The 14,548-nt window shown below is 66.0% G+C and carries 13 protein-coding genes; 4 read left to right on the plus strand and 9 right to left on the minus strand.

Translation table 11 applies throughout. From position 1 onward, the window contains the following. Positions 1–76: 76 nt before the first annotated feature. Entirely contained in the window at positions 77–1,798 is a 1,722-nt protein-coding gene (locus tag ACUN9Y_RS06910) for a proline--tRNA ligase (RefSeq protein ID WP_445459947.1), read from the minus strand. 348 nt (positions 1,799–2,146) lie between these two features. Between ACUN9Y_RS06910 and ACUN9Y_RS06915 the strand changes: the two genes are divergently transcribed. Next, on the plus strand, positions 2,147–2,590 hold the full coding sequence (locus tag ACUN9Y_RS06915; RefSeq protein ID WP_445459948.1) for a hypothetical protein: 444 nt from the start codon (positions 2,147–2,149) through the stop codon (positions 2,588–2,590). Between the two features lie 179 nt (positions 2,591–2,769). On the opposite strand, the gene ACUN9Y_RS06920 is transcribed toward ACUN9Y_RS06915, so the two are convergent. Further along, positions 2,770–3,963, minus strand: coding sequence for a benzoate/H(+) symporter BenE family transporter (locus ACUN9Y_RS06920; protein ID WP_445459949.1), 1,194 nt, complete (start codon positions 3,961–3,963; stop codon positions 2,770–2,772). A 380-nt stretch (positions 3,964–4,343) separates the two neighbouring features. On the opposite strand from ACUN9Y_RS06920, the gene ACUN9Y_RS06925 reads away from it, so the two are divergent. After that, positions 4,344–4,928: a helix-turn-helix domain-containing protein gene (locus ACUN9Y_RS06925; RefSeq protein ID WP_445459950.1), complete on the plus strand. Its 585-nt coding sequence runs from the start codon at positions 4,344–4,346 to the stop codon at positions 4,926–4,928. 67 nt (positions 4,929–4,995) lie between these two features. Here the strand turns inward: ACUN9Y_RS06925 and ACUN9Y_RS06930 are convergent, their stop codons facing one another. The 6 genes from ACUN9Y_RS06930 to ACUN9Y_RS06955 all read right to left on the minus strand — a co-directional run bounded on the left by ACUN9Y_RS06930 (position 4,996) and on the right by ACUN9Y_RS06955 (position 11,190). Continuing rightward, positions 4,996–5,994, minus strand: a complete 999-nt coding sequence (locus ACUN9Y_RS06930; RefSeq protein ID WP_445459951.1) for an N-acetylmuramoyl-L-alanine amidase — start codon at positions 5,992–5,994, stop codon at positions 4,996–4,998. Beyond that, a complete protein-coding gene (locus ACUN9Y_RS06935; RefSeq protein ID WP_445459952.1) occupies positions 5,991–6,776 on the minus strand; it encodes a DUF3307 domain-containing protein in 786 nt (261 codons plus the stop codon). Before ACUN9Y_RS06935 ends, ACUN9Y_RS06930 begins: the two co-directional genes overlap by 4 nt. Beyond that, on the minus strand, positions 6,773–7,513 hold the full coding sequence (locus ACUN9Y_RS06940) for a hypothetical protein (protein ID WP_445459953.1): 741 nt from the start codon (positions 7,511–7,513) through the stop codon (positions 6,773–6,775). Before ACUN9Y_RS06940 ends, ACUN9Y_RS06935 begins: the two co-directional genes overlap by 4 nt. Positions 7,514–7,995: 482 nt before the next feature. Continuing rightward, positions 7,996–9,174: a vWA domain-containing protein gene (locus tag ACUN9Y_RS06945; RefSeq protein WP_445459954.1), complete on the minus strand. Its 1,179-nt coding sequence runs from the start codon at positions 9,172–9,174 to the stop codon at positions 7,996–7,998. A gap of 3 nt (positions 9,175–9,177) precedes the next feature. Further along, the gene (locus tag ACUN9Y_RS06950) at positions 9,178–10,023 is read right to left on the minus strand and encodes an AAA family ATPase (protein WP_445459955.1); all 846 of its coding nucleotides are present in this window, start codon (positions 10,021–10,023) and stop codon (positions 9,178–9,180) included. A 279-nt stretch (positions 10,024–10,302) separates the two neighbouring features. Then, complete coding sequence (locus tag ACUN9Y_RS06955; RefSeq protein ID WP_445459956.1) at positions 10,303–11,190, minus strand: NAD(P)-dependent oxidoreductase; 888 nt, start codon at positions 11,188–11,190, stop codon at positions 10,303–10,305. 708 nt (positions 11,191–11,898) lie between these two features. On the opposite strand from ACUN9Y_RS06955, the gene ACUN9Y_RS06960 reads away from it, so the two are divergent. Together ACUN9Y_RS06960 and ACUN9Y_RS06965 are read left to right on the plus strand one after the other, a co-directional pair. Then, positions 11,899–12,543: a LysE family translocator gene (locus ACUN9Y_RS06960; protein ID WP_445459957.1), complete on the plus strand. Its 645-nt coding sequence runs from the start codon at positions 11,899–11,901 to the stop codon at positions 12,541–12,543. Between the two features lie 37 nt (positions 12,544–12,580). Then, entirely contained in the window at positions 12,581–13,354 is a 774-nt protein-coding gene (locus ACUN9Y_RS06965; RefSeq protein WP_445459958.1) for a metallophosphoesterase, read from the plus strand. 92 nt (positions 13,355–13,446) lie between these two features. Here ACUN9Y_RS06965 and ACUN9Y_RS06970 read toward each other — a convergent pair whose 3' ends face one another. Continuing rightward, complete coding sequence (locus ACUN9Y_RS06970; protein WP_445459959.1) at positions 13,447–14,529, minus strand: nucleoid-associated protein; 1,083 nt, start codon at positions 14,527–14,529, stop codon at positions 13,447–13,449. Positions 14,530–14,548: the final 19 nt, after the last annotated feature.

The raw sequence follows: 14,548 nt of genomic DNA on the forward strand, positions 1-14,548 counted from the left end.
AGGCGGGCACGTCGGCACTCTCGTGCTGGTGCGATCCCGGGCCGGTGATGGACGGCCCAGGAGTCGACTGGCGCGGTCAGGCGGTGATCTTGCCCCGGAGGAAGTCGAGGATGGCGTCGGCCGGCACCATGGTGGCCTCGTCGTCGCGACGGCCCTTGTACTCGAGCTCCCCCTTGTCGAGGCTGCGATCGCCGACGACCAGGCGGTGAGGAATGCCCATCAGCTCCTGGTCGGCGAAGCGCACGCCCGGTCGCAGATCACGATCGTCGAGCAGAACGTCGAAGCCGGCTTCTGTCAGGGCGTCGTGGAGACGATCCGACTCCTCGCGAACGCGCTGAGACTTGTGGGCGTTCATCGGCACGATGGCGATGTGGAACGGCGCGATGGCGTCGGGCCAGGTGATGCCGTTGGCGTCGTGGTTCTGCTCGATGGCCGCCGCCACCACACGGGTCACGCCGATGCCGTAGCAGCCCATCCACGGGTGCACTTCGCGACCTTCTTCACCCAGCACGCTGGCGTTCAAGGCCTCGCTGTACTTGCGACCCAGCTGGAAGACGTGACCGACTTCGATACCGCGCTTGATGGCGAGGACACCCTTGCCGTCCGGTGAGGGATCGCCGGCGACGACGTTGCGGATGTCGGCGACCTTGGGCAGCGCGGCGTCGCGTTCCCAGTTGATGCCAAAATAGTGCTTGCCATCGACGTTGGCGCCGGCACCGAAGTCGCTCATCAAGGCCACGCTGCGGTCGATGATGATCGGCATCTCAAGGCCCACAGGTCCCAGTGAGCCGGGGCCCGCGCCGACGGCGGCACGAATCTGTTCCTCTGTCGCCATGACGAGGGGCACCGCCACCTCCGGCAGGTGCTCCGCCTTGACCTCGTTGAGCTCATGATCGCCGCGGACCAGCAGAGCCACCAGGCCGCCATCTTCGCCCTGAACCATCAACGTCTTGAGGGTCTTTTCGATCGGCAGGCCATGCTGCTCCACGAGGGTGGCGATGGTCTTGGCGTGGGGCGTATCGACCAGGCGCAATGCCTCATTCGGGGCCTCGCAACGGGCATCCGAGCCCAGCGGCGCCGGCAGCGCCTCGGCCTTCTCCATGTTGGCGGCATAGTCGGACTCGGTGGAGAAGATGATGTCATCTTCGCCGGAGTCGGCCAGCACGTGGAACTCATGGGAGCCGGTGCCGCCGATCGAGCCGTTGTCGGCGATCACCGGGCGGAAATCGAGACCGAGTCGGGTGAAGATGCGCGAATAGGCGTCATACATCTTCTGGTAGGTCTGTTGCAGCGACGCCTCGTCGATGTGGAACGAGTAGGCATCCTTCATGATGAACTCCCGCGAGCGCATCACCCCGAAACGCGGGCGGATCTCGTCGCGGAACTTGGTCTGGATCTGATAGAAGTTGATCGGCAGCTGCTTGTAGCTGGCAATTTCCTTGCGCACCAGGTCGGTGATCACTTCCTCATGGGTCGGGCCGACGCAGTAATCACGCTCATGGCGGTCCTTGAGGCGCAAAAGCTCGGGGCCATACTGTTCCCAGCGCCCGGACTCCTGCCACAGGTCGGCGGGCTGGACGGCCGGCATCAGCACTTCCTGGGCGCCGGCACGGTCCATTTCCTCGCGCACCACTCGCTCTACCTTGCGCAGGGTCTTGAGGCCGAGGGGCAGCCAGGTGTAGAGCCCGGAGGTGAGACGGCGAATCATGCCGGAGCGCAGCATCAGCTGGTGGCTGATGACCTCGGCGTCGGCAGGGGTTTCCTTGAGGGTGGCAATCAGAAGCTCGGTGGCGCGCATGGGTCCGGAGGTTCCTTCGAAGCGAGATGGGGTGTCGTCAGGGCGACCAGGGGAGGACGGCGTGTGACCCTGGGGTCGCCTGCGGCGGCATGGATGACTCCGCATTGTACGGGGAAGCCTGTTTGGCGGCAAAACCCTTGCCCGGATGGTAGAGCGTTGGCGATCTGGCTTCGACGATGACGCCTCACATGATACTATTTCGTGGCGTTCGTCATGCTCAGCACAACATCCGCCGCCGGACGTTGTACGGCGAGGTCATCCGTCGTTTGCTGAGTCGCCGTTGTCGTGTGGTTCGTCATGTCCCCGGGGCCCCCGGTGGACGTCTTTTTTCTGTCAGGAGAATCGTTCATGCTGCGACCCCCACGGTTGCTTACCGGTCTTGTGCTCGCTACCACACTGACGTCACTCGCCGGGTGTGGCACGGTCTTTCATCCGGAGCGCAAGGGCCAGATCAATGGCCAGATCGACCCGGTGATCGCCATCGCCAATGGCGTGGGCCTGCTGTTCTATATCATCCCTGGTGTGATCGCTTACGCGGTGGACTTTTCCAACGGCACGATCTACCTGCCTGGCACCCAGACGACCGACGTCGAATCGTTGCCGCTGGAGGGCGACATGGACGTGGCGGCCTTCGAGCAGCTACTGAGCGAGAAGGCCGGCCAGCCGGTGACCCTCGACAACGAGCTGGTTCGCGTGGAGCAAGTCGAGAGCCTCGACGAGGCGTTGGCGCTGGTCCGCATGTCCGGCGTTCACGATCAGGCGAGGATCGCCGAGATGAAGCCGGCGGGATAAGCGAACGGCGCAATGAACGGTGAAACGAGCAGCGAAAAAAACGAGCGAGAAGGTCACGTGCTGACGCGAGCGTGACGCGGGCGTGACGCGGGCCGTCCGGCCAACCCCGCTCTTGCCGCGAGGCTTCGCTATGGCGGTCGCGACGGCGCTCGTTGTGTTCCGCGACAGAGACTTGCGCGTCAGGCCTTGCGCAGCACCCGCGCCACCAGCATTCCTGCCAGCAACCCCCAAAACGCCGAGCCGATGCCCCAGAGGGTGATCTGCGAGGCCGTCATCAGGAAGGTCACCAGCGCCGCATCGCGCTCGCCAGGCTCGGCGAAGGCGGTAGCGAGTCCCGCCCCCAGGGTGCCGAGCAGCGCCAGCCCGGCCACCGCCATCACCAGCACCGAGGGCAGCGCGGTAAATAGCGCCGCCACGCCGGCGCCGAATGCGCCCAGCAGCAGGTAGCCTATTCCCGCGGCAATGCCGGCGGTGTAGCGTCGCTTGGCATCGACATGGGCCTCGTCGCCGAGGCAGGGCGCTGCGCTGATTGCCGCCAGATTGAGGCCATGGGCGCCGAACGGAGCCAGTAGCAGCGAGGCGGCGCCGGTCCATCCGATGGCCGACGAGACCGGTGCAGGGAAGCCGGCACTGCGTACCATGGCGACGCCGGGCAGGTTCTGCGTGGCCATGGTCACGATGAACAACGGCACCCCAACGCCGAGACACACCGCCGGGGAAAAGGACGGCACGACAAGACTCGGCGTCGTCACGGCAAGCTCCACGGCCGACAGGTCCAGGCGGTCCTGCACCAGGGTCATTGCCAGGCCCGTGGCGAACACCGTCGGGATGGCCAGGCGAGGGGCAAAACGGCGAGCGATGAGCCAACTCGCCGCCAGCACCAACGGCAGTCCGAGCTCCTGCTGCATGGCACCGAACAGGTCCAGGCCGAACGACAACAGGATGCCGGCGAGCATGGCCGAGGCAAGCGATGCCGGCACCAGGCGCATCAGCCGCTCGGCGAGTCCGCTCACACCGCACAGGGTCAGGAGCGCCGCTGACACCATGAAGGCGCCGATGGCCTGATCGAAGGGCACGCCCGGCAGCTGGGTCACCAGCAAGGCCGCCCCCGGCGTGGACCAGGCGGTGAGCAGCGGCATGCGGTGATACCACGACAGGCCCAGTGAAGTGAGCCCCATGCCGATGCCGAGCGCCCACATCCACGAGCCGATCTGATCGCCGTTGGCGCCGGCCGCCTGGGCGGCCTGGAAGATGATGGCGGCGGAACTGCCGTAGCCGATCAGCACCGCCACAAGGCCGGCGATGACCGTCGAGGGGCTGGTGTCGCGCCAGGCGTTGCTCCCGGGACGGGCGGTGGTGGCCGTAAAACTCATGACGACTCCTTGACGATGAGGGGAACGCGTCGTCACCCGGTGCGAGGGTGCGGCGATGAGGACCGACGGTGCGCGTCGCCTTGTCGAGACGGGCATTGAGACGCTGTCGGCGCGGCCTTGTGCGTTATAACGGCCATCTGCGACCACGCTAGCACCGGACGCTATAACGCACAAGCGTCCAGGGCGTTGCGGACGTCGGCGTGCCGGGTCACGGGGTACTGGGTCGCGGGTCGTCGGCGCGCTGGGTCGCGGGTCGTCGGCGCGCTGGGTCGCGGGTCGTCGGCGCGCTGGGTCGCGATCCGGGTGCGTTCAGGCGGGGGGCAACGCACGCCCTTGAGCCGCGGTAGGTATACTGAGGCCAGCCTTCACGGAGACCGAACATGCAGGATATTGCCGATCACATCGCCACGACGCTTAAGCAGCTGCGCGGTCAGCGCCGCTGGAGCCTCGAGCAGACGGCGCGAGAGACCGGCGTCAGCAAGGCCATGCTGGGTCAGATTGAACGCGGCGAGTCGAGTCCGACGGTCGCCACGCTGTGGAAAATCGCCAGCGGCTTTCGCGTCAGCTTCTCGACGCTGTTCGATGGCGGTGCCGGCGAGGGGCGCGGGCTCAAGGAGCGCCGCCTGGAAGGGCATGAGTCGGTGTGGGGGGAAGACAGCGCCGGTATGCAGGCGAAGCTGCTGTTTCCCTACGACCCGCTGCTCGGCTTCGAGATGTTCGAGATCGATCTGGCGGCGGGCGCCGAGAGCGCCTCCAGCGCCCACGCCACCGGGGTGGTGGAGCATATCGTGGTGCTCGAAGGGGTGCTGGCGCTGGGCCTGGACGACGAATGGCAGCGACTCGAGGTCGGCCAGGGGCTGCGCTTCTTCGCCGACCGCCCCCATGTGATGCGTAATGCAGGCTCAGGGCGGCTACGTTTTCACGATGTCATTCACTACTTGCCAGGGGCAGCCTCAGGCCAGTAGCCGTGGCGTCGCCGGTGCGGGCATCCCGAGGGGTGTCGGCCAGGCGCCCAAGACGGGGTGTGCGGGGTTAGCCGCCGGCCAGCGATGCATCGCCCGTGGTAGCCGTCAACGCTTCCAGGGCCTCGGGGCGATAGCGTTCCAGCAGTGCCCAGAGAATGGCGGCGGTCTCGACATCGGGGTGGCCGCGGTAGTCGCCGGGGCGAAAGTGCATCTGGAAAGCCCGCAGCGTGGCCTGGGTAGCGGCATCCACGACGCCGCTGGCGCCCAGCTCGAAGCCCCAGGCCGCCAGGGCCCGTTGCAGCCTCGGTGTCGACGGCGGGGCGGCGTCGAAACGCCTGCGATAGGCATCGACTCGCTCGGCCTCCGGCCAGGCGCCGATGCCGGCCTCATGGAGACGCTGCCAGGGGAAGGCCGGGCCCGGGTCGAGCTTGCGGGTCGGCGCAATGTCGGAATGGGCGAGGACGTTCTCGGGGGCGATACGGTGACGCTCGATGATGTCTCGGGCGAGCACCGTCAAGGCATCGATCTGGCTGTCGGGATAGGCCATCCACCGAATGTTTGCCTCGGATGGCGCCAACTCGCTACCGACCCAGGGCACATCGGGCCCCTGGTTGACGATCTCGATCCCGATCGAGGTGTCGTTGAGCCCCTTGCGACCGCCCCAGTGGCTGGCGCCGGCGTGCCAGGCCCGGCGTGACTCCGCGACCAGCTGGAACACCACCGGCTGGTTCTGCAAGCGACGTGAAGGCAGTGGCACCAGGTAGTGGCTCGAGACCCGGTCCCCGGTCAGGGCGCGTATCGAGTCGTGCTGATTCTCGTCGGTATAGTGAAGCACCAGAAAATGCACCCGGCTGTTGTGCCCCCGGGCCGGGTAGCGATGATCCACCACGTAGCCCTCGCGAGCCTCCAGCGCTGGGCCAGACTGCACCAACCCCTCGCTCACCAGGTTGATCCCTAGCTCGCAACCGCCGAGTAGTGCCACCGATAGCGTCGCCGCCACCAGAAAGAGGCTCGGGCGACGTCGCCGCGAGGCCTGCGCTTGAGGCGTGTGTCGTCGTTCGCTCATAGTGTCGGCCCCCACCAGAGTCGCAGCAGCAGGCCGAGAACCAGCGTGCTGGTGACGCTAGCCAGGGTGCCGAGCAGCACGTACTCGGTGAGTTTTCGATCACGACTTTCCTTGAGATCGCCAAAGCGCAGCACCGACTTGGCGGCCAGCAGGAAGCCCACCGCGGTGAGTTGATCGAAGAGCGTCAGGGTCAGGACCAGCAGGCGTTCGAGCACGCCGATGCGGGCGCCTGCCTGGCTCAGGGTGCCAGGGTCATCGAGCTGCGATGACAGCGGCCCCATGAGCATGGCGATGGCAATCGACATCGGACGAGTGACGATCACATAGGCCACCAGAAGCCCCAGCGCCTTGGGCGATGTGATCGCGGTGGCCGCCTGCGTCAGCGGCGCGAGACTGCCGCTCCAGAATAGCCAGATCATCACGATGACGGCGCCATGAAGCGCCTGATCGAGGATGAAGATCGTCAAGGGCCGCGACGGCCAGCGGTGGTCCAACCGTCCCTTGCCCAGATCGATCAGCCAGTGACTGGCACCGATGGCCAGCGCCGCGAACACCGCTGACACGAGGGTCGCGGTGGGGGACGCCAGTGCGAACAGGGTCAGTACCACCAGGCCGAGGCCGGCGTGGATCAGGGCGTGGTGAACCAGGCGCCGCGAGCGGCGGCCGTGGCGCCGCCGGTCGTCGACCCAGGCGTTCGGCTGCAGCAGGAAGTCGCCGATGAGGTGGGCGAGCAGCAAGGCCAGAGGGAGCCCCGGCGTCAAGGCCGTGTCCAGCGCGGTCATGGGGAGTGCTCCGGGTCGGCGGATGGGTGAGGTGAAGCAACGTCGCTGGCATGGCTGCGATGAAAGTGAGCCAGGGTAGCGCTGAGCAACTCCCAGCGGGCGACCTGGAGGCGCTTGTGGACGCTGGGCTGGCGAATCCCCAGGCGCTCGGCCAGCGCGGCCTGGGTGATGCCGGGAAACGCCAGGCACAGGCCGACCACCTCGGCGGAGGACGTCGACCAGTTATCGATCATCTCATCGAGAAAGCGAATCAGCAGACCCTGGGCATCGCTGGCGACGTCGCTGGCCACCAGATGGCGGTCGCTCTCGGCCAGGGCATCGAGGGCTCGTCCGGAGGCGATGAAGGGGGCATCGTCGGCATCGGTCAGGGAGCGGCCGGGGCGCCAGACCGAAAGGCCGGTGATCACGGCGAGTCGGGCATCCCAGCGCTGGCCCGGTGGGCTGTGGGCGATCAGCGCCGCGCGTAACGCCACACCCGCGGACATGCCCCCCGCGGCGTCCGCCAGTGCGAGCTGAAAGCCGTCGCCGCGAAAGCGACTGAAGTCGCCATGATGACGCGCCGCGAGAGTCTCCAGGGCAGCGTCAAGGCAGCCGTACAGCGCATCGGTATCGGTCTGTCGCGAGGCGATCAGGTCGCCGGTGATCACGCTGAGCATGGCGGACGCCGACGCAGGGCGCTCATCGGCCGAGCCGCGCGGCTTGGCTGGGGCAGGCGTCTGGCGGTGGCGGGCAGTCATGGCCGGGACTCCAGGATCAGGATGGGGACATCGCTTGGCGCTGTCGCTTGTTGTCATCGTTTGTTGCCATGGCTTGTTGTGATAGATCGGTGACATGGCTTGTTGCGATAGCTCGGTGCGATAGCTCGGTGCGATAGATCGGTGCGATAGATCGGTGCGATAGATCGGTGCCATGGCTCGGCACGATCGTCGAGAGACAGGGCCGAGTGCCTTAGCGTAGCGAAGTCTTGCCGTGGCGAGACACCGTGAGAGGGCAGTGAGGAGAATTATAGCCTGAATAGCCTATTTTTTCATTTAATAGCCTTTTTGGGCTATTTTTATACGTTATAGGCTCGTAGGGCTATGGCCGCCCGGCGACAGGGTATCGCGACAGGGTATCGCGATAGGGTGTCGCGACAGGCTAGCGATGAGACGGCACGCAGGCGTTTTCGGTCACTCATCGCCCGGGGGCGCCGACACGCCGGATTTACCCGCGCAGGGTGTCAGCGCGCCAGCTCGCGCATGGCGCCGTCCAGGCCTTCGAGTGTCATCGGGTACATGCGAGCGTGAATCAGCTCGTGAATCAACCGGGTGGATGGGGTGAACTCCCAATGGCGCGGCGGATTCGGATTGAGCCACACCAGGCGGGGATAGTGGTCGACCAGGCGCTTGAGCCACACGGCGCCAGGCTCTTCGTTGAGGTGCTCCACCGAACCGCCGGCATGGGTGATCTCATAGGGTGACATGGCGGCGTCGCCGACCACGACCACTTGATAGTCGCTGCCGAAGGTACGCAGCAGCTCCAGGGTCGGCAGTCGCTCCCGGTGGCGCCGGGCATTGTTTCGCCACACGCCCTCGTAGAGGCAGTTGTGGAAATAGAAGTGTTCGAGATGCCGAAACTCCGAGCGGGCCGCGGCAAACAGCTCTTCGCAGGCGCGCACGTGGTCGTCCATGGAGCCACCGACATCGAGAAACAACAGGATCTTGACCGCATTGTGTCGTGGTGCGCGCATGCGCACGTTCAACAGGCCCGCATCCCGTGCCGTGTCACGAATGGTGGCGTCGATGTCGAACTCCTCGAGCGCGCCCTGGCGGGCGAAGCGGCGCAGGCGGCGCAGCGCCATCTTGATATTGCGCGGCCCCAAGGCCTGGCCGTCGTCGTAGTCGCGAAAGCGGCGCTCGTCCCACACCTTGATCGCACGGCGATGTCGCGAGCCGTCCTGGCCCATGCGAATGCCTTCCGGGTTGTAGCCATAGGCCCCGAACGGGCTGGTGCCGCCGGTGCCTATCCACTTGTTGCCGCCGGCGTGACGCTCGTGCTGTTCCTTCAGGCGCTCCTTGAACGTCTCGAGCAGCTTGTCGAGTCCGCCTAGTGATGCAATCTTGGCCTTCTCTCCCTCGCTGAGCTGCTTTTCGAACTCGCGCCGCAGCCAGTCATCGGGAATCAGTGCCTCGATGGCGGTGTCGAGGCTCTCGACGCCGGATATCCAGCTCGCGAAGGCGCGGTCGAAGCGGTCGAAGTGGCGCTCGTCCTTGACCAGCACGGTACGTGCAAGGGTGTAGAAGGCTTCCACATCGGCGAACACGACACCTTGCTCCACCGCCGCGTGCAGGTCGAGAAGCTCGCGCAGCGACACCGGCACCTGGTGGTGCCTGAGACGATCGAACAGATCGAGAAACACGGCTCAGCGTCCCTGGCGGCGGATCATGAAGGCCAGCCGCTCGAGCAGGTGGGTGTCCTGTTCATTCTTGACCAGGGCACCCGCCAGCGGCGGGAGTGCCTTGCTGGGGTCGCGATGATGCAGGGCCTCCTGGGACAGCTCGTCCGCCATCAATAGCTTCAGCCAGTCGACCAGCTCCGAGGTCGATGGCTTCTTCTTGAGCCCGGGGGCGTCGCGCAGGGCAAAGAAGACTTCCAGGGCCTGGCCGACCAGGCGCGGCGCAATGTCGGGGAAGTGCACCGCGACGATGCGTTCCATGGTGGCACGGTCGGGAAAGTCGATGTAATGAAAGAAGCAGCGGCGCAGGAAGGCGTCCGGTAGCTCCTTCTCGTTGTTGGAGGTAATCACCACGATAGGCCGATGCTCGGCGCGGATCGTCTCGCCGGTCTCGTAGACGTGGAACTCCATGCGATCGAGTTCCTGCAGCAGGTCGTTGGGAAACTCGATGTCGGCCTTGTCGATCTCGTCGATCAACAGCACCACGCGTTCGCTGCGGGTGAAGGCCTCCCATAGCTTGCCCGGGCGCAGATAGTTGGCGACGTTATCGACGCCCTCGACGCCTAGCTGGGAGTCGCGCAGGCGACTCACCGCATCGTACTCATACAGGCCCTGGGCGGCCTTGGTGGTCGACTTGATGTGCCAGGTGATCAGGCGGGTGTCCAGGCTCGCGGCGAGCTCTTCGGCGAGCAGCGTCTTGCCGGTGCCCGGCTCGCCCTTGATCAGCAGCGGCCGCTGCAGCGTAACGGCGGCGTTGACGGCCTGCTTGAGCGCCTCTGTGGCGACATAGGTAGAGGTAGAATCGAACGCCATGGTGGCCTCGTGTCGAACTAGCGAAAAAATCGGGTTCAAACGAGTGTACGGAAGGGGGGCGGAAAATCCAGCGCCGAGCGCCGAGCGACGAACTCGGCGCGAGCGCAAGCAGGCGACGGCCGGCTGGCAGGGGATGGTGGCGGGTACGGCCTTGTGGCTGTCGGCGATGCCCGCCAGCATGGCATGCGGCCGAGGCTCGCCCATGCAACGGCGCTAAACCCGGAAGGATCGCAGGGGCAGCTGGCCTGACACTACTCGCCTGGCGCTACTCGCCTGGCGCTATTTACCTTCCCCGCGGTAGGCGGTGATCAGGCTGGCCGGGTCCTTTTCGCCGTGGCCCCGGGCGTGGTGGGCGCGCAGCAGTTGCGCCGCGAGTCCGGTCATCGGGGTGGCGCTGGTGATTCTCTGGCTGTGTGCGACCGCCGTGTCCAGGTCCTTGAGCAGTGTGCGCAGGTGCCAGCTCGGGGCCTCGAAGTCTCGGGTCGCCATGCGCGGGACGAGCATGCGGAAGGGCGTCGAGTCGGCGAAGCCACCGGCGAGGGCGTCACACAATCGGTGGGCATCGACGCCGCTGACTTCGGCCATGGCCACCATCTCGGCAATGGCTGCCGCGGCACAGCCTACCAGCATCTGATTGCAGACCTTGGTTACCTGGCCCGCGCCGATCTCCCCCATGTGGGTCACGCGAGAGGCCAGCGGCGCGAGCAGTGGCCGGGCCGCATCGACGTCGGTAGTGTCGCCGCCGCACATGATCGCCAGGGTGCCCGCCTCGGCGCCGGCGACGCCGCCGGATACCGGGGCGTCGACCCAGCCGACGCCGGTGCGGGCCTTCAGCGCCTCGGCGATGTCTCGAGTGGCGGCGGGGTCGGAGCTCGACAGGTCGATCAGGCGCTGTCCCGCCCGGGCATGCTCGGCAATGCCGCCGTCGCCAAGTACCACGTCGCGCACCACCTGGGTGTTCGCCAGACATAGCATGATCACATCGACGCTCTCGACGAGTTCGCCGATCGACCCCGCGACTCGGGCGTCGGTGGCCGCGGCCACGGTCGCTGCCTTGGCTGCGGAACGGTTCCAGAGCGTGACCGGGAAACCGGCCTGGGAAAGGCGTCGAGTGATGGGGTCGCCCATCAAGCCGATGCCGATAAAGCCAAGACGGGGAAGGGCCATGCGAATCTCCTGAGCAAAGGGATGACCACCGGGCGCGCAGAACGCGTCGCGAGGGCACCGACAAGGTTCCCCCGAGTGTGCCATGGAAAACGATTCCATCAAGGGGGTCTGGGCGGCTTCTGATCCAGCTCGGGGGTGGTTTACCACCCCGCTCAGGGCTGTTTATCACCCCGCTCATGGCTGTTTATCACCCCGCTCATGGCTGTTTATCACCCCGCTCAGGGCTGTTTATCACCCCGCTCAGGGCTGTTTATCACCCCGCTCAGGGCTGTTTATCACCCCGCTCAGGGCTGTTTATCACCCCGCTCAGGGCTGTTTATCACCCCGCTCATGGCTGTTTATCACCCCGCTCAGGGCTGTCTATCACCCCGCTCAGGGCTGTTTACCACTCCGCTCAGGGCTGTCTATCACCCCGCTCAGGGCTGTCTACCACCCCGCTCAGGGCTGTCTACCACCCCGCTCAGGGCGGCTCGGCTCACTGCAATAGCCGGTTCTCCAGCAGGCGCACGCGCACGCGGGGCCAGCGATGGCCGGGGGCCGGCATCGGGGATCGTCCTGGGAATCGTCTTGCCCACTCCCGGGGTAACTGCCTGTTCGGTACGAATCGCCATGGTGGGTGTCGAGGGACTGGACGAGACTGCTCGCGCTTCATAGTCTGGGAGGATCCTTGAGGCTTCTAGGCCTTTCCTACCGATCACAGGCGCGACGATGCTCGACTATTCTCTGGTGCACTGGATGACCTTTCTGTCCGCCGCGGTTCTGCTCAATCTGTCCCCGGGGCCGGACATGGCCTTTGTGCTCGGCCAGACCGCTCGGCATGGGCCTCGCGGTGGGTTTGCGGCGATGTTCGGCGTCTGGAGCGGTGCGGGCCTGCACGTGCTGATGGCAGCCCTTGGCCTCTCCGCGGTGCTCGCCACCTCGGCACTTGCCTTCAGTATCGTCAAGTGGGTAGGGGCCGCCTACCTGGTGTGGATGGGGCTCCAGGCACTGTTTGCACGCTCAACCTCCGACGCGTCGGGTGAGCCCAGCAAGCCTGCGGTGCTGCGGCGTGGCGAGGTGTATCGCCAGGGCATTCTGATTTCGTTGCTCAACCCCAAGGTGGCGATCTTCTTTCTCGCCTTTCTGCCCCAGTTCGTGGTCGAAGGCGCCGGAGCGGTCAGCCTGCAGCTGGCCTTTCATGGCTTCTTGATCATTGCCGTCGCGGCGGTGATCGAGCCACCACTGGTGCTGGCCGGGGCACGTCTGGCGAAGGCGTTTCGCGGCAATGCGCGCATCGGCGGCTGGTTGGAGCGTGGGCTTGGTGCCCTTTTCGTTGCGCTGGGCGTACGCCTGGCGTTGAGTGGGCGCGGTTAGCCCGGCGGGGCGACCCGGAAGACGCGGAGGTGCGGTGATGAAACTGAGAATACTGTCGGATCTGCATCTGGAGCACTTCGATGGGGCGCGCGAGGTGCCAGACGTCGATGCCGACATCGTCGTCCTGGCGGGGGACATCCATGTCGGCCTCAAGGGGCTGGAATGGGCGGCGCGACGCTTTCCCGACCAGAGCGTGGTCTATGTGCCGGGTAACCATGAGTTCTATCGCCATCGCATGGCGCCGCTGCGTACCGAGATGCGTGAGCTGGCCGGGAGGCTGGGTATCCATTTGCTCGACAACGACGCTATCGAGCTGCATGGCGTGCGCTTTCTCGGCACCACACTGTGGACCGACTTCGCGCTCTATGACGAGCGCGAGCCGAGCGAGCAAAACGAGATTCCCGTCGATACCCTGTCGGCGGCGCTCAGGCAGATGCCGGATTTTGCCATCATCGAGCAGCCCGACGGCGAGGTGTTTTCCCCCGAGGAGAGCCAGCGCCTGCATCGCTCGGCGCTGGGCTGGTTGCGCCAAGCGCTTGCCGAGCCCTGGGCGGGCCCCACCGTGGTGGTCAGCCACCATGCGCCGCTGGCCGAGTGCATCCCCCTTCAGTACCAGGGCGACGACCTGTCGCCGGCCTTCGCCTCGCGTCTCGATGAACTGATGGGACCGATTACCCTGTGGGTGCACGGCCATGTCCATGATCCCGTCGACGTCAGCGTATCCGGCACCCGGGTGCTGGCCAATCCAGGCGGCTACCCAGGGGAGCGATCCGAGGAGGCGCTCGATCTTGGCCTGGTCGTGGAGCTCTAGGCCGCGCCAGCGTCGCCCGGTGACGGTGACGGTGGCTGCGGCGAGCCTTTGGCAAGTGTCGTTTGGCAAGAGGCTGGCGCACGCGTCGGGGCCTAGCCGCCCTTGAGCTGTTCCTTGAGCTTGTTGGGCAGCTTCTTGATGATCAGCCGGTCCTGGCTCTCGTCGTACTCGATGCTGTTACCGAGCAGGTGCGAGTCGAAGCTGATCGAGACGCCCTCGGCGCGGCCGGTGAAGCGGCGAAACTGGGTCAGGGTGCGCTTGTCCGGTGGAATCTCCGGCGACAGGCCGTAGTCGGCGTTGCGGATATGGTCGTAGAAGGCCTTGGGGTTGTCGTCGGCGACCAGCGCCGATAACTCGTCCAGGGTCATGGACTCGCCGCGGCTGGCCTGGTCGGTGGCGTAGTCGATCAGGGCGTCGGTTTTTTCACGAGAGGCGTCTTCGGCCATGTCCTCGCTTTCCACGTAGTCGCTGAAGGCCTTCAGCAGGGTACGGGTCTCGCTCTTGGGATCGACCCCTTCCATCGCACCGATCAGCGCCTGGAGGTCGTCGGTGAGCTTCTTGCCACCGCGATCGGCGAGCATCGACAGGTACTGGCTGGCGGCACCGCCGGCTTGCCACTGGGTCAGGTTGATGCGCAGCGCCAGCGCCATCTGGTTGTGGTTGATCTGGCCGCTGATGGCGACTTCGTGATCGTGGCCGATCACGAAGCCATCGCGGTGGTGGACCAGCGCCAGAAACAGAGTGCGGGTATCGCCCTGGCGCAGGTCGGCCCAGATCAGGTGACCACCGAGGGGGAGGTGGTCGTCGATCAACCCGGTCAAGCGCTGGCCGAGTGCCGCGGACAGCGTCGGCAGATCGAGCTCGCCGTCGACGTAGCGTTTGAGCTCGCCGGGAAAGGCACTCGGCGTCGGCGCAGCGGACGAGCCAGTGTCATCGTCATCTTCCCAGGGGGCCGTGTCGGCGTCGGGGGAAGGCGTCGGCGCCGGCGGGGTGGCGCCGGGATCGAGCAGCCGACCCCAGCGCTTGGACTTGCCGTGATAGGCATCACTCAGACGGGTCACCAGGCCGTCGAGGGCCTCGCTGTCCGGGTGGAGCCCGTCGGCAGGCACGAAGCGGGCCGGGCTGTCGCTCGAGGCCTTGTCGAGGCGGTGGATGACGCAGGCGGTAATCGGCATGAAGACCTCGCGGCGGACG

The organism is Halomonas sp. V046, from assembly GCF_052645355.1.